Origin of the sequence: Halococcus thailandensis JCM 13552, assembly GCF_000336715.1 — an archaeon.
Taxonomy (GTDB): domain Archaea; phylum Halobacteriota; class Halobacteria; order Halobacteriales; family Halococcaceae; genus Halococcus; species Halococcus thailandensis.
Window position 1 is genome coordinate 1 of the sequence record NZ_AOMF01000033.1, and the last position, 21,942, is coordinate 21,942.

The 21,942-nt window shown below is 56.6% G+C and carries 21 protein-coding genes and 2 pseudogenes; 10 read left to right on the top strand and 13 right to left on the bottom strand.

The features are described 5' to 3' along the window. Positions 1 to 3: 3 nt before the first annotated feature. From C451_RS20435 to C451_RS01540, 3 genes and pseudogenes are all read right to left on the bottom strand, one after another. A pseudogene (locus C451_RS20435) lies at positions 4 to 885 on the bottom strand (IS1595 family transposase). A gap of 146 nt (positions 886 to 1,031) precedes the next feature. Further along, positions 1,032 to 1,190 (bottom strand): annotated as a pseudogene (locus C451_RS23955) (putative sulfate/molybdate transporter); the annotation flags it as partial. A 301-nt stretch (positions 1,191 to 1,491) separates the two neighbouring features. Next, positions 1,492 to 2,601, bottom strand: coding sequence for a glutamate-cysteine ligase family protein (locus tag C451_RS01540; protein WP_007736921.1), 1,110 nt, complete (start codon positions 2,599 to 2,601; stop codon positions 1,492 to 1,494). Positions 2,602 to 2,901: 300 nt separating this feature from the next. Here C451_RS01540 and C451_RS01545 point away from each other — a divergent pair, with 300 nt between their 5' ends. Together C451_RS01545 and C451_RS01550 are read left to right on the top strand one after the other, a co-directional pair. Continuing rightward, complete coding sequence (locus tag C451_RS01545; RefSeq protein ID WP_007736923.1) at positions 2,902 to 3,198, top strand: hypothetical protein; 297 nt, start codon at positions 2,902 to 2,904, stop codon at positions 3,196 to 3,198. Then, positions 3,195 to 4,358, top strand: coding sequence for a sulfite oxidase (locus C451_RS01550; protein ID WP_080503423.1), 1,164 nt, complete (start codon positions 3,195 to 3,197; stop codon positions 4,356 to 4,358). Before C451_RS01545 ends, C451_RS01550 begins: the two co-directional genes overlap by 4 nt. A gap of 37 nt (positions 4,359 to 4,395) precedes the next feature. On the opposite strand, the gene C451_RS01555 is transcribed toward C451_RS01550, so the two are convergent. Continuing rightward, positions 4,396 to 5,478 (bottom strand): amidohydrolase family protein, encoded by a 1,083-nt coding sequence (locus C451_RS01555; RefSeq protein ID WP_007736927.1) that lies wholly within the window; start codon positions 5,476 to 5,478, stop codon positions 4,396 to 4,398. A gap of 127 nt (positions 5,479 to 5,605) precedes the next feature. Between C451_RS01555 and C451_RS20445 the strand changes: the two genes are divergently transcribed. From C451_RS20445 to C451_RS01590, 7 genes are all read left to right on the top strand, one after another. Next, complete coding sequence (locus C451_RS20445) at positions 5,606 to 6,811, top strand: TRAP transporter substrate-binding protein (RefSeq protein WP_161605811.1); 1,206 nt, start codon at positions 5,606 to 5,608, stop codon at positions 6,809 to 6,811. After that, positions 6,808 to 7,380, top strand: a complete 573-nt coding sequence (locus tag C451_RS01565) for a TRAP transporter small permease (protein ID WP_007736932.1) — start codon at positions 6,808 to 6,810, stop codon at positions 7,378 to 7,380. Before C451_RS20445 ends, C451_RS01565 begins: the two co-directional genes overlap by 4 nt. A 1-nt stretch (position 7,381) precedes the next feature. Then, a complete protein-coding gene (locus tag C451_RS01570) occupies positions 7,382 to 8,662 on the top strand; it encodes a TRAP transporter large permease (RefSeq protein ID WP_007736933.1) in 1,281 nt (426 codons plus the stop codon). A 215-nt stretch (positions 8,663 to 8,877) separates the two neighbouring features. Then, positions 8,878 to 9,963: an amidohydrolase family protein gene (locus tag C451_RS01575; protein WP_007736934.1), complete on the top strand. Its 1,086-nt coding sequence runs from the start codon at positions 8,878 to 8,880 to the stop codon at positions 9,961 to 9,963. Positions 9,964 to 9,968: 5 nt separating this feature from the next. Beyond that, positions 9,969 to 10,340 carry a Rieske (2Fe-2S) protein gene (locus C451_RS01580; protein WP_007736935.1) on the top strand — a complete coding sequence of 124 codons (372 nt, stop codon included), beginning with the start codon at positions 9,969 to 9,971 and terminating at the stop codon, positions 10,338 to 10,340. 21 nt (positions 10,341 to 10,361) lie between these two features. Beyond that, positions 10,362 to 10,700 (top strand): hypothetical protein, encoded by a 339-nt coding sequence (locus tag C451_RS01585; RefSeq protein WP_007736937.1) that lies wholly within the window; start codon positions 10,362 to 10,364, stop codon positions 10,698 to 10,700. A gap of 102 nt (positions 10,701 to 10,802) precedes the next feature. Beyond that, positions 10,803 to 12,110, top strand: coding sequence for an MFS transporter (locus C451_RS01590; protein WP_007736938.1), 1,308 nt, complete (start codon positions 10,803 to 10,805; stop codon positions 12,108 to 12,110). Between the two features lie 62 nt (positions 12,111 to 12,172). On the opposite strand, the gene C451_RS01595 is transcribed toward C451_RS01590, so the two are convergent. After that, the gene (locus tag C451_RS01595; protein WP_007736940.1) at positions 12,173 to 12,868 is read right to left on the bottom strand and encodes a recombinase family protein; all 696 of its coding nucleotides are present in this window, start codon (positions 12,866 to 12,868) and stop codon (positions 12,173 to 12,175) included. Between the two features lie 450 nt (positions 12,869 to 13,318). Beyond that, positions 13,319 to 15,037 carry a transposase gene (locus C451_RS01600; protein ID WP_007736942.1) on the bottom strand — a complete coding sequence of 573 codons (1,719 nt, stop codon included), beginning with the start codon at positions 15,035 to 15,037 and terminating at the stop codon, positions 13,319 to 13,321. Between the two features lie 124 nt (positions 15,038 to 15,161). Here C451_RS01600 and C451_RS01605 point away from each other — a divergent pair, with 124 nt between their 5' ends. Then, positions 15,162 to 15,626: a hypothetical protein gene (locus C451_RS01605; RefSeq protein WP_007736944.1), complete on the top strand. Its 465-nt coding sequence runs from the start codon at positions 15,162 to 15,164 to the stop codon at positions 15,624 to 15,626. Between the two features lie 192 nt (positions 15,627 to 15,818). Here the strand turns inward: C451_RS01605 and C451_RS01610 are convergent, their stop codons facing one another. From C451_RS01610 to C451_RS01640, 7 genes are all read right to left on the bottom strand, one after another. Beyond that, positions 15,819 to 16,634, bottom strand: coding sequence for a hypothetical protein (locus C451_RS01610; RefSeq protein WP_007736945.1), 816 nt, complete (start codon positions 16,632 to 16,634; stop codon positions 15,819 to 15,821). A gap of 39 nt (positions 16,635 to 16,673) precedes the next feature. Beyond that, positions 16,674 to 18,506 carry a hypothetical protein gene (locus C451_RS01615; RefSeq protein ID WP_049912669.1) on the bottom strand — a complete coding sequence of 611 codons (1,833 nt, stop codon included), beginning with the start codon at positions 18,504 to 18,506 and terminating at the stop codon, positions 16,674 to 16,676. Next, positions 18,503 to 19,273, bottom strand: a complete 771-nt coding sequence (locus C451_RS01620) for an ABC transporter ATP-binding protein (protein ID WP_007736949.1) — start codon at positions 19,271 to 19,273, stop codon at positions 18,503 to 18,505. Before C451_RS01620 ends, C451_RS01615 begins: the two co-directional genes overlap by 4 nt. A 144-nt stretch (positions 19,274 to 19,417) precedes the next feature. Further along, positions 19,418 to 19,624: a hypothetical protein gene (locus C451_RS01625; protein ID WP_007736951.1), complete on the bottom strand. Its 207-nt coding sequence runs from the start codon at positions 19,622 to 19,624 to the stop codon at positions 19,418 to 19,420. Continuing rightward, positions 19,624 to 20,472 carry a DUF6159 family protein gene (locus C451_RS01630; RefSeq protein ID WP_007736955.1) on the bottom strand — a complete coding sequence of 283 codons (849 nt, stop codon included), beginning with the start codon at positions 20,470 to 20,472 and terminating at the stop codon, positions 19,624 to 19,626. Before C451_RS01630 ends, C451_RS01625 begins: the two co-directional genes overlap by 1 nt. 185 nt (positions 20,473 to 20,657) lie before the next feature. Beyond that, the gene (locus tag C451_RS01635) at positions 20,658 to 20,990 is read right to left on the bottom strand and encodes a hypothetical protein (protein WP_007736958.1); all 333 of its coding nucleotides are present in this window, start codon (positions 20,988 to 20,990) and stop codon (positions 20,658 to 20,660) included. A 113-nt stretch (positions 20,991 to 21,103) separates the two neighbouring features. After that, positions 21,104 to 21,928 (bottom strand): hypothetical protein, encoded by an 825-nt coding sequence (locus tag C451_RS01640; RefSeq protein ID WP_007736960.1) that lies wholly within the window; start codon positions 21,926 to 21,928, stop codon positions 21,104 to 21,106. Positions 21,929 to 21,942 lie beyond the last annotated feature (14 nt).

Below are 21,942 nucleotides of genomic sequence, written 5' to 3' on the forward strand. Positions count from 1 at the left end.
CGCTCATCCCGATACATCGTAACACAGCAGTTTCTCGAACCAGTCGTTCGGTGAGTTGAGTTTCAGTCCGAGGAAGCCGAGGTATTTCTGGAGATGGTGCTTCGAGACCCCTCTAAACTTCGCCAGCCACTGGCGAAGGAAGCTATGGCGGTTCTCGCAAGTGTTCGTGTGAGCATCACCGATGACGTAGGTGTCGGAGTGAGTGACGGCCAGATGGCCGTCCACTCCCTCCTTGTCCTCGATGTCGTCGTAGATCGTGTAGCCGTCGGTGCAAAGGATCACGCTTCCGTCGCCGTACTCGGCGATATCTTCATCGGCGTTTTGCAGATCCTTACAGACGAGAAACCGAACTCGTCCGTCGNCGACGGACGAGTGTCAAGACTGGCGGTTTGTCTGCTGCGAAGGTCCCGCGTCCTTTTTTGAGAGTCCGCGCGAGCGCGGACTCCCGTCCTCGTCTTCGAGCCCTTTCTCACCAGCTGTGACGTAGACCTCGTCGGCTTCGCATACGCCGTAGAGGTCGAACTCGTCGATCTCACCGCTCACGTCCTGGACTTTGTGGACGAAGTTGAGGACAGCTTCGTAGTCTCGATCGAGGTCCCGAGCGATCTGAGCAGTCGGCTCAGATCGCATCTCCTTGACGGTGTAGAACATCTCTTCGAGGCCGAAGCGATGCTGGCCGAAGATCGTGTTCGTGAGGTCGTTGAAGTAGGTCTCGCACGCCTTACACCAGTATTGCTGGGCGTCTTTGCCGGTCGTACCCCGCTTGACGACAGCATCTTTCTCGCAGTGGACACACGTCACCGTCTCGCCGAATCGGGCGAGACGGAGACGCTCGAAGCATCGCTCACGCGGTGGAAGGAAGACCTGAGCTGACTCCTCGTCCATCGTTGACCGCCATGTGATCGCCAGCAGAATTGATGTTACGGTCTACCGGGATGAGCGNGGAAGGAAGACCTGAGCTGACTCCTCGTCCATCGTTGACCGCCATGTGATCGCCAGCAGAATTGATGTTACGGTCTACCGGGATGAGCGAGGATCTGAAATACGCCGAAAACGAGCAGCACATGAGGGAGTGAGATATCGGTAAGAGCGGCAAGCGCGACGACGAGCGGGAGCGTTGTCACTAGATCACCGACCGAACCGGTGATCTCAGAACGTGAGAAGTCAAATCGCTGGTAAGCACGGCGAATGCCGTCTCTAACTGCACTTTCGAGATCCAGGATGCGGATCACACTGGAGTACTCGCCACCTCACAATCAGTCAGCGACTCACAAAATGGCGGCGTGAGTCGGACTGCCTTGCTGACAATAACGGAGGTTCGACTCACAAATACTCTCCCCCGCCAACCGCGGGATGAGTCACTGCAACATGGCGTTTCATTGGTCGATAATCCCGCGGACCAATCTCGAACGTCTGGTCACAGTACAAACATTTCTGGCAGACCGTCATGGCGATCTGTATGTTATTTATATTTGAATTGTGTCTGTTCGATCATTCCACTGCCTCCGCCTCCCCGGCAATAGTGGATGACTCAGGTGGTTCTTCCTGTAGCTGTGCGACATCCGATTCGAGCCGATCTGCGTATTCGAGACGTAGCTTTCGTGCCTCTTGGATGCTGATCATCTCATCAGCCTGGATCTGTTCGGAGAGTGGCTGATACTGGGACAAATCGAAGCCCATCGTCGTGAGGTAGGTCCGTACCTCTTGAGAGTTCAACCCGTCGACAATAGCGCTTGCGCTCAGCTTCTGGAGTCTGGCGAACGCTGGAATCCCGATTCGATCGGTCCAGATACCAGGATCGCCGATGGCCAGATCTTTGTCTTCGACTTGCGAGAGCAATGCAGCAACGTCACCGACCAACTGAACGAGTTGGCTGGGAAGTGCCGTATCTGGAGCACGCCATTCGACGGTTGGAGACTGCTCGCGCAGACGAACTGGCGTCAGCACCGCGTTTTCCGGGTGGAAATACTCAGCAAACGCCTCTTCGTCGATGCCGGTCTCATGGGCGATTGCGCGGAGGACCTTGTATTCGGTCTTGATACGTGCATTCCATTCTGCGACGTCGTCGACGTACACCCAAAGGTCTCGATACCGCGAAAACCGTGAGTGCGCGCCGAGGCGATACACTGACGCGCGCGCTGAACTCGCCACTCGCTCCCCGTCGTAGTACGGCGAGGAGTTCACGAGTGCGAGCGCGGGATCAAGCGCCGTCAGCAGGTTCAACTGCTCGGTGACCCGTCCCTTGTCGAAGTGGACATGGGTTCCGGCGCAGTGTTTCGCGTACCGAAGTTCGTCGCCGTAGAGTCGTTCGAGCAGGTGGCCGCGCTCGGTAATGATCGGAAGCCCGTGGGCGGTAAGCGGCGTTCCGAGCGGCACGAGATGTTTGCCCTGTTGGTTCGCTGCTCCGAGCACCGACGTGAGAATGCAGTGTATCTCTCGACGAAGGTCTTCCGTGGTTTCGACCGGCGGCACCTGAATTTCGAGCAGCGAATCCACGAATTCGGGCGCGACGCATTCGTGTGCATCGAGTAATTCATCGGCCGGTGTCAGCTGGCCTGTCTCATCAACGACCCAGTATTCGAGTTCGACTCCTACTTTCATGTGAATCACCTCCCCACGTGATACGGCCGAGCCCTCCACAACTCGGCAGACGGACAGGCTGGTAAGCGTGATCCCATCCGCTTCTACGGTGACGGAGATTCAAGAGGAACCTCCGGAGCCGACGCATCACGTGGTACACCACCCTCAACGAACTCCAGCAACTAATAACTTATTCAAATACTCTGAATAGCCACCAATAATATAGCGCTACTCCCCCCCCCTTCCATCTTATAAGTTATGAGAAAGCAGCACGTAGCCAAAGTAATTAAATATAATTAGCCCACAGAGGGTATTGACGACATGACCGAATCCAACCTCCGTATCGGCGTCCGGAGCCAGACGCCGACCGAGAACGGGTCCAAGACTATCGATACTGTCGAACCGTCACGACAACTGAACGACGGAGAACTCCGACAGCTACGGCGTGCTCTCCAGCGTCCGCCGCGAGAATTCGGCTACCCAGTAGCGACGTGGACGAATAACCTCGCTCGACACTACATCCGCGATAGTTTTGGCGTCGCGTATTCCCTCCAGTTCATCGACCGACTGGTGAAAGCGGTCGGCGTCGCCCATCGACTCGAACGGTGGGATGTATGAGACGCGAGTGGCTGTCGCGCGACCCGGAGAACGCGCAGGTTGCCCAGCGCGCGGAGTTCACGCGGGATCCGACACCAGCAGCGACGCATTTCACTCGGAATCACTACCCAACACCATCAATCGACGCCGAAGAGTGGACGCTTTCGGTAACCGGCCTCGTCGATAGATCAGCTGATGTCCCACTTGCTGACCTCCAACGGACGTTCAGAACTGAAACTGTGACAACGACGATAGGATGTGCCGGGAACGGCCGGTCAGGATTTCGCCCGCGTGCCGCTGGCCACCAGTGGGGTGTCGGCGCTCTCAGCACTGCTCGATGGACGGGTGTGCCAGTCGGGGAGGTACTCCACAGTGCTGGTGCCTGCCTTGATGACGATTGCTGGGTAGCTGCCATCGGCGATGACGCGCCGGAGGGCGAGTCAGTGTTCGCCCGCTCGCTCCCCATGAGAAAGCTCCTCGAAGACTGTCTGCTCGCCTACGGGATGAACGGTCACCCCCTTCCAGCGGAACACGGTGCGCCCGTCCGACTCATCGTCCCAGGCTGGTACGGAACGAACTCGGTCAAATGGCTCTCCCGATTGCACGTCATGGAAACGATGCTTTGCGGACCCGAGTGGGAGGAATACACTCACTGGCAGCAGGAGAAATACCGACTGGTGCCGCAAGGCGAACAGCCGACTGAGCGCGAAACGATCGATGCGTTCGACCTCGGCGACCAGTTTGCCGATCCGTCGATTCGTCACCCGTTCATGTATGGAATGCTCGTGAACTCGCTGATCGTCTCACCCGGACCGGATGAATCTCTTGCTCCTGAACGCGGTGATTCGGTCACGATTCAGGGCGTCGCATGGGCGGGTGATAACGACATCAGCGCGGTCGAGGTGTCGACCGATGGAGGCGAAACGTGGCACTCAGCGACGCTGTTGGGAGACGACGAACAGCCGTGTTGGCGTCAGTTCGGCTTTGAGTGGACCCCACGCTCAGGGACACATACGCTGGTATCACGCGCGACGGACGACCGTGGACGTACCCAACCAGCCGCTATCTCCGACCCCGACGAGAGACTGCTGACAATTGCTAATAGAAAGTTTCCGTGGAATAAAAGAGGGTACGCAAGCAATGCATATGGGCCTGTCGCAACAACTGTAACTGCCGAGTAGTCCGGTTTCAACAAATTACAAGGAGGAGATGGCCACGTCAGACGGTCAGGTCGAATGCCTCCACAGGTGTTTTATGTAGAACTTGCTCGCGCTCTTCTGGTGAGAAGTATGCCTGAAGATGATCGTCGAGTTCGGTAGGATGGTCAAAATCCCAGTGCGGGTAATCAGTCGCAAACATCAATGACTCCGGGCCGACGATGTCTAGCACCTGCTGGAGCTGTGCGGGGGTATTCGGCTCACCAAGCGGCTGACTGGCAAAGTAAAACTGGTCACGGATGTACTCCTCCGGACTTTTTTCAAGCAGCGGCGCTTCTGAACGTCGCATCGAATACTCTTTGTTCAGCCGCCACATCATGTATGGTACCCACGAAATACCGGCTTCCAGAAAGACGAAATTCAACTCGGGGAATTTTGCGGGTACTCCTTGAACGAGTAAGCTCGTCAGCGCTAACGTCTGCTGCCAGAGGTGAGCTAACGTGTGGATGGTAAGAAACCGTTCAGCCCCTTGATTTTGCATCGGAAAGTCGACTTTGAAACCGGTCGCTGCTGCACCATGAAAGGCGATATGAAGTCCATTATCTGCCGCTGCTTGGTAGATGGCGTCGTGTGACGGATCTCCACGCGGGGGTTGCTGACCGTACGTTTCGAGGAAGATTCCCTTGATCTGTGATTCGTCGCCAAGTCGATCGATCTCTTCAGCGGCCTTATCTGGGGCCTGTGGGGCGACGACACCCAAGCCGAAAAATTCCGTTTGATCGAGATATTTATCGAGCAGCACATCGTTGGTCGCCCGCATCAACTCAACAGCGAGATCAGTATCGGGGAGACGTGAAACGCCAGAGATGTTATTCAACAGGGGGTGGTCGATATGGAGTTTCTTCACGAGGTCCTCTTCGACCGCCTCCGGACCATCGAGCTGACGCTGATCGATTTTCCCGCTCAGTGTCGTATCCCAGTCGCTTCCTGGCGATCCGGGATACGTCGACGTACTCAGTATTCGGCTTCGGTGTGGCTCGTCCAAGTATGGTGCGAGGTCATCGGCCGATATCGTGACGTGCACGTCTGCATCGACGATCGTTTCTCGTTGCATGACGGCCGGCTTCTGGTCTTGCTTCGACATCGTGCAATATCGCATTTCTCCCATGACCTCATAAGTTTTCTGTAAGTCATCCTTATACTGCTGCTAGCATACTCAGAGGCTACTGGGATAGTAAGGGTTAAGTATGACTGGTCAACAAGCAGATTTGATGGATCGAAGAACTGCACTGAAGCAGATCGGGTTAGGCGTCATCGGATCTGCTGCACTAGCGGGGTGTACACAATCCAGCGGCCAAGTACCGGCACAGAGTCTGATCGGTGACGGTTCACAGGTGAGTAACAACTCACTCGAATTCACCTATGCGGGATCGACGGTCAAATCTGGCACCTGCTGGAATTGCGTCAATCCGTCGATAGTCTGGCGATTAGCCGAGCGACTGAACACGAATTCAAATGGCCGAATTCAGGCAACGTACGTCGGTGAATCACAACTCTGTGATCAAGGCAGCTGTCACTCGAAGATTCGAAACGATGTTATTCCGGTTGCAGGTACCTCTATTGGCAATTCGACGAAGGCATATCCAGAGAATAACGTCTGGGTTCGTCCATACACGTTCCCAAGCCGTGCCTCGATGACATACACGCTGTTCAATGAGGCGATATGGAATGAGTACTGGGTCCCGTTCGCCAAGAAGTACAACATCATCCCATTCGCAGCGAGTGTTCCTTACTTCCGACAAATCTTCATTGGGGTGGATGCACCGGTGCCGAAGAATGCTCGAATACCAAGCGACATTCAGGGGCTGGAAATCAGACGGACGTTCAGTCGTGTGCCCTCGATAAGCATTGATGAGTGGGGTGCAGTCCCAGTCAATCTTTCGTGGGGCGATACGCTTCAGGGCCTGAGAACGGGCGTCGTTTCCGGGCTCGAAACAGGATCCGCCGCTCTGATTGCATATGGAATGGCCGAAGCAACCAGCCAAGCGATCATCAACAATTGGGGGTTCGGACACTCAGTTCTCTGGGCACGAGTAGACTTCCTGAAAGAACTCTCCGAGAAGAACCAACGAGTCGTTGCCGACACGACGAGGACACTAACTGAGGAGGCAACCCATCTTGCGGATGAGGTGGCAAACAAGCGGGCAGGAATCGCGTCTTCTCCGCCCGAAGGAAGTGGGTTTGCGAAGAACGATGTCCAAGTGAACACGCTGAGTGAGAACGAACGACAGCAGTGGCGTGAGCCGGTCGACCCAATGAAGAATCCGACGCTCTATCAAAAGAACCAGCGCGAAGTTGCGGCACTAGGGGCCGAGGGCATCTATGACCGCATCTGGGCGACAGCTCGACAGTCTCCCGAATCGAGTAGTGATATCACGATTGACTCGTGGTGGGATGATCATCTCGATAAAATATGACATCCGAAAAATCTGAATCGGCATACGAGGTGGACCAATCGACCGGTGTCTACGAGACGCTGCTCACCACTCTCGACGAGAAGCTAGAGATGTATCTCGGTATTGTCTTGCTCTTGGGCTATACCGCGATCATCCTTGCCGACATCTTCAGGCGGACGTTTCTCGGCACTCAGTCGGTATGGGGTCTAGCGATCGTGCAGGGAATGTTCGTCTGGTTGGCATGGCTCTCAGCTGCGTACGCCGTTCGCCATAACGCTCACATTAGGTTCACGCTATTGCTCCAGCGTGCTTCGAACCGGATCACGTACGCTGTGTATCTCATTGAGTGGGCTCTCTGGCTTATCGTCGGAGGAGTGATTTTCAGGTATTCGCTCACCGTCTTGAACGACTACCTGGTATCCGGAGCAGAGGTGGTTGGAACGCCTGTCCCACGGTATGTTCTCTATCTCGCTGTTCCTGTCGGGTTCGGATTGATCCTCATTCGTATCGTCCAACAGGCGTACCTCGTTACTCGACGGTACCGAGATAATCAGGACATTACCATCGAGCCGGGTTTCGGGGGCGAGTAACGTGGCAGCAACAACCCTACTCATCGTCTTGACACTCATCTGTATCGGTCTGTTCGCAACTGGGATTCCAGTGTTCCTCGCCTTCGGAGCGTGGGGAGTTGGATTTTCGGTAATCGTTGGAGGGTTCCCACTGGTCAATACGTCCGTTGTGGCTTACGAACAGCTCAATACCTTCTCCTTTGTAGCGATTCCACTATTCATTCTCCTTGGTTCATTCATCAACGAATTTCGAATTTCCAATGAGATCATCAAATGGGCTCGCTCGTGGGGCGGGTGGCTTCCGGGCAGTACGGCGAACACCGCAATTTACACCTCAGGAGTGTTCGCCGCTATCACTGGGTCAAACGCAGCCACAACAGCAGCAGTTGGAGAAGCTCTCACAGATGATCTCGAAGAAGAAGGCTACGACCCCGAATTCGCAGCAGCGAGTATCGCGTCCGGTGGCACGCTTGGAATCATCATTCCACCAAGCGTACTCTTCATCATCTACGGAATCACATTCAGCGTGTCAGTTTCCGATCTCTTTCTCGCCGGTGTGATTCCGGGAATCATGATGATGGTCGGGCTGTCGTTGACGAGTAGCTATATCTCGCACAAGAGGGGCTACGGAACGGTAGAATACTCGTTTCAGCTATCCAATATTGCACGGGCGACCTGGGAAGCCAAGCTAGCGATTGGAGCTATCGTTGTCTTATTGGGAGGAATCTACGCAGGATTATACACCCCTTCTGAGTCGGCAGCGGTGGCATTCCTCTACATCATTCTCGTCGGACTCATCACAAGACGATTGACGAATCCCAAGCAGTTGTTGGCCTCCTTCGAGAACGCGATCATACTAATTGGAATGATCATCCCCGTCTTCGTCACAGCGGTGATGGTTCAACAAGGACTGTCGTTCATTGGGCTTCAGGACGTGTTGGCGAGTGCGGTTATCTCTCTCCAGCATCCCTGGCTGATCGGTGCTGTCATGATCGTTATCATGCTAATCTCAGGTTCGGTCCTTTCGTCAGTCCCGAACATGATTTTGGTCGCACCCCTCTTAGCACCCGCCGCCACACAGCTTGGTATCTCACCGATAATGTGGGGAGTGATCTTCATGATCGGTGATGCCATCGGTTTCATCACTCCACCATATGGGCTGAATCTCTTCATCATCAGCGGTCTCACCGGAATTGAGTATACTGATGTCGCCCGCGCTGCTCTTCCCTATCTGGGTGTTCTCCTTCTGATCTGGGTCGCGTTCTTTGCCTTCCCAGAACTCAACTTCTTAGCTCCGGTATAACTGACTGCGATTTTACCCAACTTCGCCCAAAGGATCCATCTTCGGATACGCGCATGAGGGCGGGCCAGTTGACTGGTTGGGTATTTGTGGATTTCCTCACTGTAGGCCCAGTTACCTCCGCGCCCAAACAAACTCATAACTTATGAATAGCCTCGGAAGATGTTGCTTGTAAGGTCGGCGTTAAGTAGGTCCCACTCTCAAGACGGAACGAAGTTATGACAGAACAAATCGAGCGGCCACGGATAATCGAGGATGAGACGATGGTGGATGCCGACGTACACCTCTCGATCTCAGACGCGGATCTCATCCCATATTTAGACGAGCCATACAAAAGCCGGATGAAGCATTCCCGTCTCGGGGCGTCGCCACGGGACGGATGGGACCGGAGCGTCAGCGGGAAGATCGAAGAAGACACTGCTGGCGTTCAGTCTCCACAAGCCATCAAAAGCGCACTTTGCGATGAATTTCACGTCGACTACCCGATCATCAATACGTTCGGACTGATGAGTCGAAATCCTGAGGTCGAGTGGTCAGTCGCGCTGATGCGTGCCCATAACGACCTGCTCTTGGACCAGTTTCTCGATGTCTATGACGAATTCAAGGGGCTGATCACGCTTACTACGCAGGACCCAGCAGCTGCGGCGGAGGAACTAGATCGAGTAGGAAGTGAGAAACAGATTGTCGGTGCATACGTCCACAACACCGGTCCCAATCCGCCGCTTGGTGATCCAATCTATGATCCGATATGGGCAGCAGCCGAAGACAATGGCCTGAATGTAGCTTTTCATGGGAGTGCTAACGGGTTCATGTATGAGTTTCCCCGACAAAACCAATCACTAAATCAGTTCCTTGGAGTGCATGTCCTAGCGCATCCTTGGAGTCACATGTTGACACTTACGAGTCTCATTGTCGAAGGAGTCGTCGAGAAATTCCCGGGTCTCGAATTCGCGTTTTTGGAAGCAGGACTCTCATGGGTTCCATACCTCATGTTTCGGTTGAACAAGGAATATTCGATTCGCCGTAGTGAGGCCCCACTCCTTGAGAAATCTCCGGAAGAGTACATTAGAGACCAGATGTATTTCGCCAGTCAACCAATCGAAGAGCCAAACGAAGCCAGCGATCTGAATTCGATCATCGATGTGGTGGGTGCTGATTCTGTGCTGTTTGCGACTGACTACCCTCACTGGGATTTCGACAGCCCTGATGCCTTGGATCGGCATCTCCGAGATGCATTCACGCCAGAGGAGCGTACACAGGTACTGAGCGGAAACGCGACGGAGTTTTTCGACCTGGATCTGTGACATCGATGGCTGATGAAGAACACGTAGTCGCTCGGGAAAGCGACATAGATGACGGCGAACGGCTGATTGTTGACATCAAGGGCCGAGATGTTGCAATCTTCAACATCGACGGCGAATATCATGCGTACATCAACTGGTGTGCTCACCAATCCGGGCCCTGTTGCGAAGGTCGGCGCACCGGAACCACGGACGCATCATTCGACCGTGAGACGCTTGAACAGACCCTTACCTACAGTCGTGAAGGAGAAATACTCAACTGTCCGTGGCATGGCTGGGAGTACGACATCAAGACTGGGGAGTGTTTGTCGCGCTCGGGAGTCCGCCTCCCATCATTTCCCGTTCAGGTAGATGAGGGAAAGATCATCGTTTCGTTCTAACCACACTCGGAGATACGACAAATGTCAGAACTGCATCTTTCCCAGGAAGATAACGCCAAGCCGGATTGGTGGCGAAAAAACGAACAGTTGAGAGAGGAGATGGACCTTCCTCGGTACGATCCTCCACGATTCGTTGATGGTCTCTATAAGCATCAAGTGGTCAACCAGTTGGAAGCAGAATACGAGTGTTCGATCCAAATCATCGGTAACGACACGACCTATCTTGACGACTGGGAGGTTTGGTTGGATCTCGAACCGGCATTCTCGATTGGCCGATACAGGAACGACAGCGGAAATACGCTATACACGATGACAGCGTCTGCATTCGAAGAACAGGTAGAATTGGTGCTTGAAGAGTAATCGGTGATAACGATCGCGTATGACCGCTTTCACAAATCGAGAAATGTAAAAATGTCCACCACAGTTCCACCGTCTCCTCCCAAGTGGGAGCGTCGGTAACCAATGTCACAAGAACAGCGCTCGCCCGACGTGCTCGGCGCGTTTCGGCAGCTTCTCGCACTCGAACGCGACGTACTCGTCCTGTCGGTCGCCATGCTCGCATTTAGTTTGTCTTTTCAGATGACTAGCCGCTACGTGCCCCAGTATCTAAGCGTACTCGGGGCAGGAGCCGGAGTTATCGGATTGTACGGCAGTGTTGGGAATTTCATTAGTGCTGCCTATCCGTATCCCGGCGGTGCGTTTTCGGATCGCATCGGCTCACGGATTGCGCTCACGATCTTCGGCGTACTCTCGACGCTCGGCTTCGGTATCTGGCTCGTCGCGCCCGCAATCGGAGCGCTCTCGGTCGGAGACCTGCTCGTTCCCGTCTGGATATGGATTTTCGTCGGCCTGTTTTTCTCGCAAGCGTGGAAATCGTTCGGTCTCGGAGCCACCTTCGCCATCGTCAAACAGGACGTCACGCCCGACCGACTCGCTACCGGCTTTGCGAGTACGGAGACGTTCCGCCGGATCGGGTTCCTGGTCGGGCCAACGCTGGCCGCTGGTTTGCTTGCAGTTTCGACTGGATTCATCACTGGTTTTCAACTCATTCTCGGTGTTGCCGTCGTTCTCGCGGCAGTCGCTACGGTCGTTCAGCATGTCCTCTACGATGCGAGTAGCGATACGTTGGGGAAGCAGTTCGAAGGCGTCTCCCAGATCATCGCCGACCTTCGTGACCTCCCCGAGGAACTCAAGCCGTTGCTCATCGGGGACATTTTCATTCGGTTCGGGAATGGAATGGTATATGCGTTTTTTGTGATTGTCGTCGTTCAGTTCCTCGAAGTGAGCGTGACACTCCCGGTCGTCGGAACGCTCGCATCGGAGGCGCTATTCGGAGTGTTGCTCGGGATCGAGATGGCGGTCGCCCTCGTGAGCATGATTCCCGTTTCGAAACTCGCCCAACGAGTGGGGTTGAAACCCGTCGTCGGACTCGGATACTTCGTTTATGCGGTCTTTCCGATCTTGTTGATCAACGCACCGGCGGACCCGCTCGTGGTCGGAGTGCTGTTTGCATTTTCGGGGTTGCGGTTTGCTGGTCTTCCGGCACATAAAGCGATGATTGTCGGCCCTGCTGAGCAGAAAGCCGGTGGCCGCGTCACCGGCTCGTACTACTTGATTCGAAACACGATTGTGATTCCGAGTGCGGCACTCGGTGGCTGGCTCTACAGTATGAGTCCTGAACTGGCTTTTGGGCTTGCGACGGTCGTTGGCTTGATCGGTACCGGCTACTTCTTCGCCTTCGGCAAGGAATTCGACGCATACACCCAATGAGGTTCGCCGATTGTGATTGAGAAGTACAGCTGATTAGGATCGAACGTCTGATCGCGCGAGTATTACTCGGCTGGTTCGCTTTCAATATCGTTCGTTTGTTCGCCAGCGTATCGGGTTCGGTTCGCTACGATTTCTTGAATCGTCGAGCGTGAGACGCCCGTCGAGCGGGCGAGCGCGCGTTGGCTTGCCCCCTTATCCAACTCGTCGAGGAGAATGACCGCCGTCTCGAAATCGTCGTTTGGACTGAGATACCCCTCAGAGCCGACATCGAAGCCGAATGGCGGACGACCGTGCCATTTGCCCATGCTTCGTTGAGCGGCAATCCCCTCGCGGGTGTTCTGGCGTTTGATTTCGGCTTCGAGTTCGGCAAATGTCGCGGCGACGGTGAGAAATGCTCGCGTGTACGGGTCGCTCTTCTCCGGATCGAGGTCGATACCCATGTCGAGAATGTGGAGTCCGACATCACACTCGTCGACAATCCGCTCGACGGTGGCGGAGAAATCTCGTACCGAGCGGGAGATTCGCGAGACTTCCGAGGCGATCACGCGCTTGACGTCACCGTCCTCGACCGCCGTCATGAGTTCACGATAGCCATCACGGTCGGTGTTGGTCCCTGATTGTTTGTCAACGAACACTTTAATGTCCGCTGGCTCGATCCCGAGGCGGTCGGTGGCGTACTCGCTGGTGAGCTGGCGTTGTCGTGAGAGACTTTGGTCGGCGGTCGAAACGCGACAGTAGAGTGCGGTCGTGCCGGTCATACTGACCCGTTTTCGGCCACCCCTCCGAAGTATATAAAACGCACCAACTTTTCGGCAGATGGCCGAGAAACCTCCGTTTTTCGGCCACCCCGATTCGCTGATTCAGCACTCCAGATGGCGTTCAAACGGCCGTAGTCCGACGAAACCCTGTTTCGCTGCTGGCTTAGCGCACTCCACAGACTCAACTTGTTAGCAAACAGGTGGTTTGTAGAAATCCATCCTCCGAGCCTCTGATTCGCTCATTTTAGCTACGTCGGGGAGCTACAACCGAGAACTCGGAACTATAGTAAGATTACGGAATACTTTTATATGAAACTAACACAGCGACCAAATCACCGTCGAGATTTCTATGGAAACTGACTATTTTCGGTGGGTTGAACGGAAAATACGGGGTATGAAACCAGTGCTACCGCTCTTCGGATACGCGAACTCGAACGCCCTCAAACGGTGTTAGTCTACTCTACGGAGGAACTCACCCAGCGCCCGCACGAACGTCTTGCCCGTGATCTCCGGCGGCGAGCGAATCTCAACGCCCTTTCCTCGCTTGATCAGGTAGTCGGTCAGCCGCCACAGTACGTAGAACAGTGTCGCCAGCACGAAGTTGCACAACCGCACGCGGTAGTCCGTCGAGGACGTCCGCGGCAGGAACTTCTTGATCGACTTGTACTGGTTTTCGATGTCCCAACGTCGACTGTAGCGGTTGCAGACCGCCTCGATCTCGTCGGGTTCGACGTGATCACGATTCGTCACGAACACCGCATACTTCCCATCGTCGTCATCACTGGAGCTGGGAACGTAGAGGAACTCGGCGGTGTGGTGGACCTCGCCGTCGTGCCCGAAGGGAACGTCGTGTTTGACCGCGGCATCCGCCTCGGGATGAGATTCGATGTCCTTGATCACCTCGTAATCGTCTTCGTATTTGGGCACTGGTGAAAGGTACGTCAGGCCGCGGTCGGCGACCGCCGCGTACACGTCGTTGCTATAGAAGCCCCGGTCGAACATCACCTCGTCGATATCCACGAACTGGAGCGCTTTGTCCAGCAGGCGTTCGACCAGCGCAGCTTTCGAATACGAGGGTGCATCGTCCTCTTCCCAGTTCGAGTTCTCCTTGACTGGTTCGATCGCCAGCGGAATCGGAACGAGATCGCCGACCAGCGTGATCGTCGCGTATTTGTACCCGCGCTTGTACGCATTGTCCTTCTTGTAACCGCTGACCATCCGCGGGTAGTTCGGCTTCGGGATACCAGCGGCCTTGTCCTGCCACGGATAGACGGTGAACTGCTGGTGAGTGATGTCGATGGCCGCCGTGACTTTCCGGTCGTCGAAGGGATCGTCACCCCGAATCGTGTTGATGACGTTCTCGATGGAGCTATCGAACGCCGTCATGATTTCATCACGGATCCGGTCGATGTCGGGCATCCGGTCATCGTCGAGGATTTCGTCGATCGTGAGCTGGGTGTCCTCGCCGTCGGGTGTGCCGAACAGCTTGAGCACGCGGAGGATGGTCGAGCCGTGGGCGATCTGGTCGTCATCGGTGATCCACGCGTGCTCGCCCTCCTCGTGGGCACTCCCTTCGTACGCGCAAATGTCCGCAATCATATCGAGGATCTGCTTGTCATCGAACTGCCAGTTCAGCGTTCGCCCGCTCTCGAACTCGGGAAAGGCGTGTTTGCGGGCGAGTTTGAACGTCTTCTTCGACTTCCGACGGGTGTACTTCTTTTCGTCCTCGTCCTCCTCATCGGCTTCGTCTTCGGATGGAGCGGTTGGGACGAGTGCCTCAGCGATAACGTCGTTCTCGACGGCAGTGTTGCGCAGTCCGATGCCCGCAGCCTCGATGATTTCGCGGGTGTCCGCTCCGAGTTTTCCCCACACGTCCGATAGCGCTTGCTGTGTCGGGGCTGATTCGAGGCCGAAACAATGCACCAAGATCGGGCGCTTCTCCATACGGTCGGCGAGTTGATTCTGTGAGAACCCGCGAGCGTGTTGGTAGAGAAACGCCCGCGTGATCGGCTCGGTCTCGTGCGCGACCTTGTGCTGTTCTCGGGTGTCAACGAGATGGTCGGTCGGGATCGGAAGAAACCTGATGAGATCCCAGAGGTGCTCAACGTGCTCGCAGATCTTCTCACCGCCGACGACGAGCGCTTGTGCCGCAGCCGGGTTCTCGGTCATTTGTGGATCTCGGATTTTGTTCGCAAGACAAACTCACTCGTTGTAGCACTACGTTCGATTCGAACAACCGTGCGTACCATTCCGCCACACATAAGTCTTTGCGAACGGTTGTTTGATTCGAACAATGAGTGAGAACGAGTCCGAGCAGGGGATCAGTGCCGAAGTAGCTGATTTCCTCCAACAGAAGGGGACTCTCGAAATGGTGGTGAGGATCGGCGAGAGGGGATCTCAGCGTCACACTGATCTCCGTAACGAACTCCTGATGAGTTCCAGCACGATCCAAAAGCGACTCAAAACCGGCAAACAGTACGGTCTCTGGGAACAGCGACTCGAAGAGCGCGACGACATTGCTGCGAAGGTCTACATGCTCACGTCGTTGGGGGACGAACTGTTCGAACACGCACAGGACGAAGAACTCGGTGACTGGTATCAGTCCCGGCGGGATACCGTCCGGCAGATTCAAAACCGGGAACGCAGAGTTATTCTGGAGTCCTCACCGCCCGATGCGAACTGGATATCGGAGATCACGATGGAAGAACACGATCTCAGCCACGAACAACAATTCCTTCCACAATTTGCTGATAATTGACTTTCTAGAGCGTGATTTCCAAGAACTACAGCAACGTGGATGATCGGGTGGATTCAGAGACTGACTTAGCTTTCTGGCATTCGCCATGTGGCTGTCGTTCCTATCGCCCTCACCTATCTCTGGTTCGAGAGAACGGTCCATAAACGGTCAGAATCCCCGTCCCAGTGATGTACTCAGAGCCGAGTGACGTGATTACTCCGGGTCGATATTGAAGGGACCAGCGACCTCGCCATAGAGATACGCCCGGAAGATCGCATTGAACGCTCGATAGACCACGACGCCGCTCACTATCGCAATCACCGCACTGAGTACCCCGCGCGGTCCACCGATCAAAAAGAGGAGTGCAATGCCGAGGACGATGAACCCAATAACGACTGGCCACGCCGTTGCCATCCCCATATACGTCCATTTCGAATCCTGTAGTATCGATGCACTCTTCGAAATCGCTCCTCGCAGCGAGAGCCGTTCTTCCAACAGCAATACCGGCACTGCATAGACCGTTGCGGCGTACCACGCACCGAGTGCCGTCATCTCAAACACCGTGGCGACCATGTCGCCGACGATCGCTTTTCCACGGAGCCATCCAACGACGATCCGGATGACGCTCAATACCGACGCCGCGAGAAGCCCATAGCTCAGCAGCGTCCAGAACTGCCGTCGGACCTGCCCGAGTGCCGTCGTGATCGGGGTCGGGCTTCCCATCTCGATGGCGAAGACGTAGCCGGTGATCAGCGCGTTCATCAGCGTCGTATAGATCGAGATGACGAAATAGACGCCGACAAGACACACGAGAAATACCGGATCGAGTAACCCGGACGCCTGTTGTTCGTAAAATCCGAGTACAATCAGCCCAAGGAGGCCCGCGATAGCGAGGATGACTTGAACGAGGGCAAGCCCAACGAGGGCCGGATGCTGTCGCTGAAACCTGAGGCTCCGGCGAGTGTAGGCAGCCCCTGTTTTGAACCGCCCGAGTCGGTTTCCGTTGCCGAGCCGGTTGAGGAGGTTCATCCGTGTTTCTTGGTCTTGGGTGGAGTCGCTCAAAAGTGCTCACATCCGATAGTTGTCGATGGTGTTCCCGGCCGACCGAGTAGCGATCCAGCCTCCGACGACCGCGAGTACCACTGTCAGCACCAATCCGCCGAGGGGAATCGTCTGTTGGGGAACGCCAAGCGTGGTTCCCACCCAATCGGCAACGAGTGGAATCCCGGCGAGCAGACCAGGTAACGACACGACCAGCAGCGCGAGCGAGTACACCACGAACGCCGAGAGACTCGGCACGATGACTTTCCGACTCCGGCTGATCCGCGTGCGCTCGAACTTCGGGAATGCGGTTCCGATGCCAACGCCGATCGTACACGCTCCAACGCACAGGACGACGCCGAGGACGCCGAACGCGACCGCACTGAGCACACTCAGCGGACTCAGCATACCGAGAATCGCGGCGAGAACTCCGGTTAGCGGCGCACCGACGGCCACACCCGCCAGCACCAGCCCGGAGAGCACTTGCAGGCCTGAAACCGACGCTGTGAGGGTGATCGGTAACACGGCCCCTTCGTCGCCAAGCGGATTGAGCGTGAATGCCGCACCCGCCGCCCACGCACCGTAGATGGCGATCGAGACTGGTAACACCGCTGCGACCGTCCCCGATTGGATGCTTCGCTGAATCGGATTGATGAGGAAGAAGACCGGAATGATCGCGTACTGGAGTTTCCGTGGTGCGCGATACGTTCGTCGCCAGCTTTTCTGAGCTACTCGAAGCACGGATTGGGGCACCCGCTCGGCGAACAATCGATCCGAAAGGCCCGTTGCAAGTGTCTCGCTCGTGGCTGCCGATGGTGGTGTCCGCTCCGGATTCGCAGGGGAGCTCTCGAATCCGCTCGATTCCGCGTGCTCGACATCCGCTGCGGTCGCCCCGTTGTTCGTTGGCCGACTACTGCTGGTCTGACTCGGCTGGACCGGATCGGTGTACCAGAGTCCGCTGTCGAGTCGCACGATGACCCATGTCAATAGGGGAATGCCGACCACCAGAGTTGCCGCAGCAGCGACTGGGCGCGCGAGGCCGATAGCCGGATCAGCGGTTCCAACGAGCGCGAGGTCGGCGAACCAGCCAAGCGGCGTGGCCTCCACTACCCCAAACAGTGGCCCGACAACCGAATCCGCTGCCCCGCTCCAGATGATCGCTAGGTACGCCAGAAAGACGGCCACTCCTAGAATCGTCTTGAACCGCGCGATCACCGCAAAGCGCGTGACGACGTTCTTGATAGCCAGCCCAATGGCGTCTCCGACGACGACACCGAACGCGAGCACTGTAAGCAGGACAACAGGACCGATAACGACGCTCGCCAGCGACCCCGCGCTCGCGGCGAAGGCCACCGCCGCCGCAAGGATCGGGAGTACGGCGATCCCGGCGACGACCGCGTACTCCGAGAGCAACAGCCCGAGCGCCGCCGCGGCGGGTGAGGTTGCCGTCAATATCGCTGCTGGCGCGTCGAGTGTCGTCTGATTTTGAATCGTTCTGATGCCGACCATAAATCCGGCATATCCACACACGGCAAGGATGGCTCCACGTGCGAACGGCAACGCATCGGCGAAGGTATCCGTTCCCACGAACGTCCCGAGCGAGTACGCTCCACCTACCAACAGCACGATGAACAAGAGTCCGAACAGAGCCATGATTCCTCGCGCGAGGAGCATGCGGGTGTTGTCTCCAAACGCCCGGCGACGACGACGCAGTTCCGTCCGCGCGATCAACCGGGCGTGAGCGAGCGTGCGCTGCGGGCCAGTGCGATGGCGTTGTCCCCCCATCCCAGCACTGCTGGCCCCGTGTGCATCACCCGTGGCGTTGCTGTCAGTCGTCGGGGTATCGGTGGGGGCACTCATTCTGCCGGACGGGCCTCCCGTTCGTTGGTTCGGTCTTCGGTGAGTTCGAGGAACACGTCTTCGAGAGAGCTTTCCGTTCCGGTCTCGACGCGGGTTTTGAGCCGGTCAGGTGCGCCCTCGGCGACTAACGTCCCATCTGAAAGCACGCCGACCGTATCAGCAATATCCTCGACGACGGGGAGGATGTGCGTCGAGAGAAGCACCGTTGAGTCACCGGCCGCGAGGTCGGCGATAGTCTCGCGTACGGTACGCGCCGCACGCGGGTCGAGCCCTGATGTGGGTTCGTCGAGGAACACCACCGCCGGGTCGTGGAGGAGTGCCTGAATGATCCCGGTCTTCTGCTTCATCCCTTTGGAGTACGTCGAAATACGATCATCGGCGTCGTCGGTGAGATCGAACCGAGCGAGGAGGTCGCCGATGCGTTCGGCAGCCGTCTCGGAGGGAAGATCGCGGAGTCCGGCGATGTAGGTCAATTGCTCGCGGGCGGTGAGTTCGTCGTACAGTGGTGGTTCTTCAGGCAGATACCCGATATGGGGTGTCACTGCTGCCCGGTCTTCGACGGAATGACCCATGATCCGTGCCGATCCCCCCGAGGGACGGGTAAGCGTCGTCAACATTCGGATCGTCGATGTCTTGCCCGCGCCGTTCGGCCCGAGGAAGCCGTAGATCGTCCCCTGATCGATCGAGAACCGGAGGTCGTGGACGGCCTGTTCGTCGCCGTAGTGCTTTTCGAGCCCGTTTGCTTCGATGGCGAGTGCCTTCGTCATGAGTTGCTCCGTTGAGTACACCGCTGTCGAGCACCGGCATCGGCGTTCACTGGTACGTCGAGGCTGTGTCGAGAACGCGAGCCGCTGGTACGATCGATGAATCGACGGGTGAATATCCATCCGCTCATACCAGTCGATCAGTGGTTAGTTCGCTGGGTTATTCTCGCCCTGCTCGGAATGGGTGAGATTCCAGATCCCGAGACCGATTACGAGGACCGAGAGGATCATCAGTCCGTAGATGTAGGTGTCACTCAGGATGTCGATCTGCACGACATCGAATGCGAGAAGAACGGTGGCTACGAAGAACACCACTCCACCGACGATGTTGCCGGTGGTATCCATGTTCACCATTAGGCCATCACCTCCCGTGAGTTCAGGTCAGCAAACTCCTCGACTGCCATCCCCGTTCGTGCATCGATATAGAGGGCGGTACGCGCGATCGCACCGACCGTCTGCATCACGAGCACTGCGATGGCGATCACCGCAGCGACCAGCATGACCCAGACCAGCACGCTCGGGAACACACCGAGGAATGCCAACCCGAGGATGGCGAGCACCGGGACGACCGCCGCGAGGAGAATGATTAATCCAATCCCCATGCTTCCGGCGCTCTCGCCCCATTTCTCTTTGAGCGTCTCGGCGCTTTGCTCGAACATTCCCCGCACCGTCACGCCCTCGTCGAGAACGAGGACCGGAACGATGAAGAACGTCATCGCGTTCCACGCCACGCCGAACAGCGCTGCTGCGATGTCGCCAGCCCCTTCGAAGCGTTCTTCGATGAGTCGGAGACCGATACCGACGGTCGCCGAGGCGAGCGCCCAGACGAGGATCTTCCGACGTGCGCGCCATGCAGCGGCCATTCCGGCGCGGAACGAGACCGACTGCTTGGTGAAATACGACGCCGCACAGAACGTGAGTGCGGACGTGAAGAACGTCGTGATCGCGGCGAGGATGAAGTACGCGATAAAGAGGGCGATCACCCCGAGATACAGCGTTCCCTTTTCCGAGGAGACGCCGAGCAGGTCCGCCAGATGGGTCGAGAGATAGGACAGGTACGACTCACCACCGACGAAGACGCCAGCGGCGAGTCCGAGCACGCCGAGGCTGAGAATCGCGCTCACGACTGGGAAGACGAGGAGCGTTGGATTCGCACCGAGAACTCCAAGGCTCCGTTTCCCGATCTTATACCCCCGGTTCATCCGTCCGAATCCACTAACCATTGGTGTACCTTTCTGAATTGTTCGCGCCGGCATTGTCGGCGGCTCCTTGTATGCCATTCCGCCCGAACGTCGGTCTACTCCGTCGTGGGGTCGCCGAGTACCGTTGTGTTTTGACGTCCTGATCCGCATTCGCGGCGCACGCCATCGTGGCCGTCGATTGAACACTATCCATCCAGACCACCGTCCGAGGAACCCGAGAGCAACGAAGACGGGTCGCTATCGCCCGTGGCGAGTCCTTCGAGTTTCTCGGTGCCGATCGAACCGTCGAGATACCATCGCCCGATCGTGGTGATGGCGTAGTAGTTGCTCTGCTCGGCGTCCTGATCCAATAGTCCGTTTTCTTCGAGCACCCGGACGCGGCGTTTGACCTGCGAATACGACACGGGTACGTCGAGGTTCGTATGGATGACTTTCGGCGGCGCGGCGATCTCGTGGCTCTCGAACCACTCCAAGATCGCGTCGTCGACCTTCGTCATCCACGATACGAGTGGGCGCATCTCTATCGTATCAATTATCGCTTGCGTTATTAAGCTTGATGGTGCTTTAGTGCGCCTACTTAGATTCATTTTCTGTCCGGCATTAGTGGGAGAGACAAGTCGGTCAGCATCGCTCATGTGTGGTCTCCTAGTCGGTAGATCGCTCGATTGGGCAGCTGCTCAGGGTAGAATTTTCCGTTGTCGATGCTGGTACCGTCCCATTCCATCTCGAACAGGCGAGCATCGCAGTCCTGACAGACCGAGGCGATCACATCATCCGGGCGGCAGCAAGACTCGACGATGTTGTACTCGACGTGGACAGGACCATCGCACTCAGGACACTGTTTGAGGAGGACGCGGAGACTCATCAGTACGCGCGCGATTTCGGCGGGCGCGAGTTGCGACCACGCAGAGGTTCGATCTCCGAGTTCAACCGCAGCAGCGACGTCGGCGATGACCCCTGCCTGCGAACTCCATTGTCCGATCACTGCCTCGTCGCTGTAGGCGATGAATGCGTCCCCGCGCTGGTCGATCGTGATTTCGCTCCCTCGTATCGGAAGCACGAGAGCGCCCGCGAGGTAGTTCTCGTCAAGATCGTGTTTCCGAGTAGTCGAGATCCGCTCGTGCCATGCGCTCCGAAATTCATCGGTGAGTTGGAGGTCGATTCCCTCTCGATACGATTCGACTGCGCCGGCATCGAGGAGGACCTGTTCAGGATCGACCCTGATGGAGTTATCGGTCAGCGGCGGCCTCGAAAGCGTGTCTTTGTCGAACCACTGAAACACGCGACTGGGGAAATAGCGTTTCGTGAGCGTGGGGGTGCCGGGCATGAGGCACCCTCGAAAGTAGATCGTCCCGATCGAGAGGACGAACGTCCCGACGCCACTGAGCGTCGAGACACCTCCGACGAGCACGCCGACGATGGCGGCAATGACGAGGTTACCCGTAGTACAGGGCATACAGCGATTTTCAC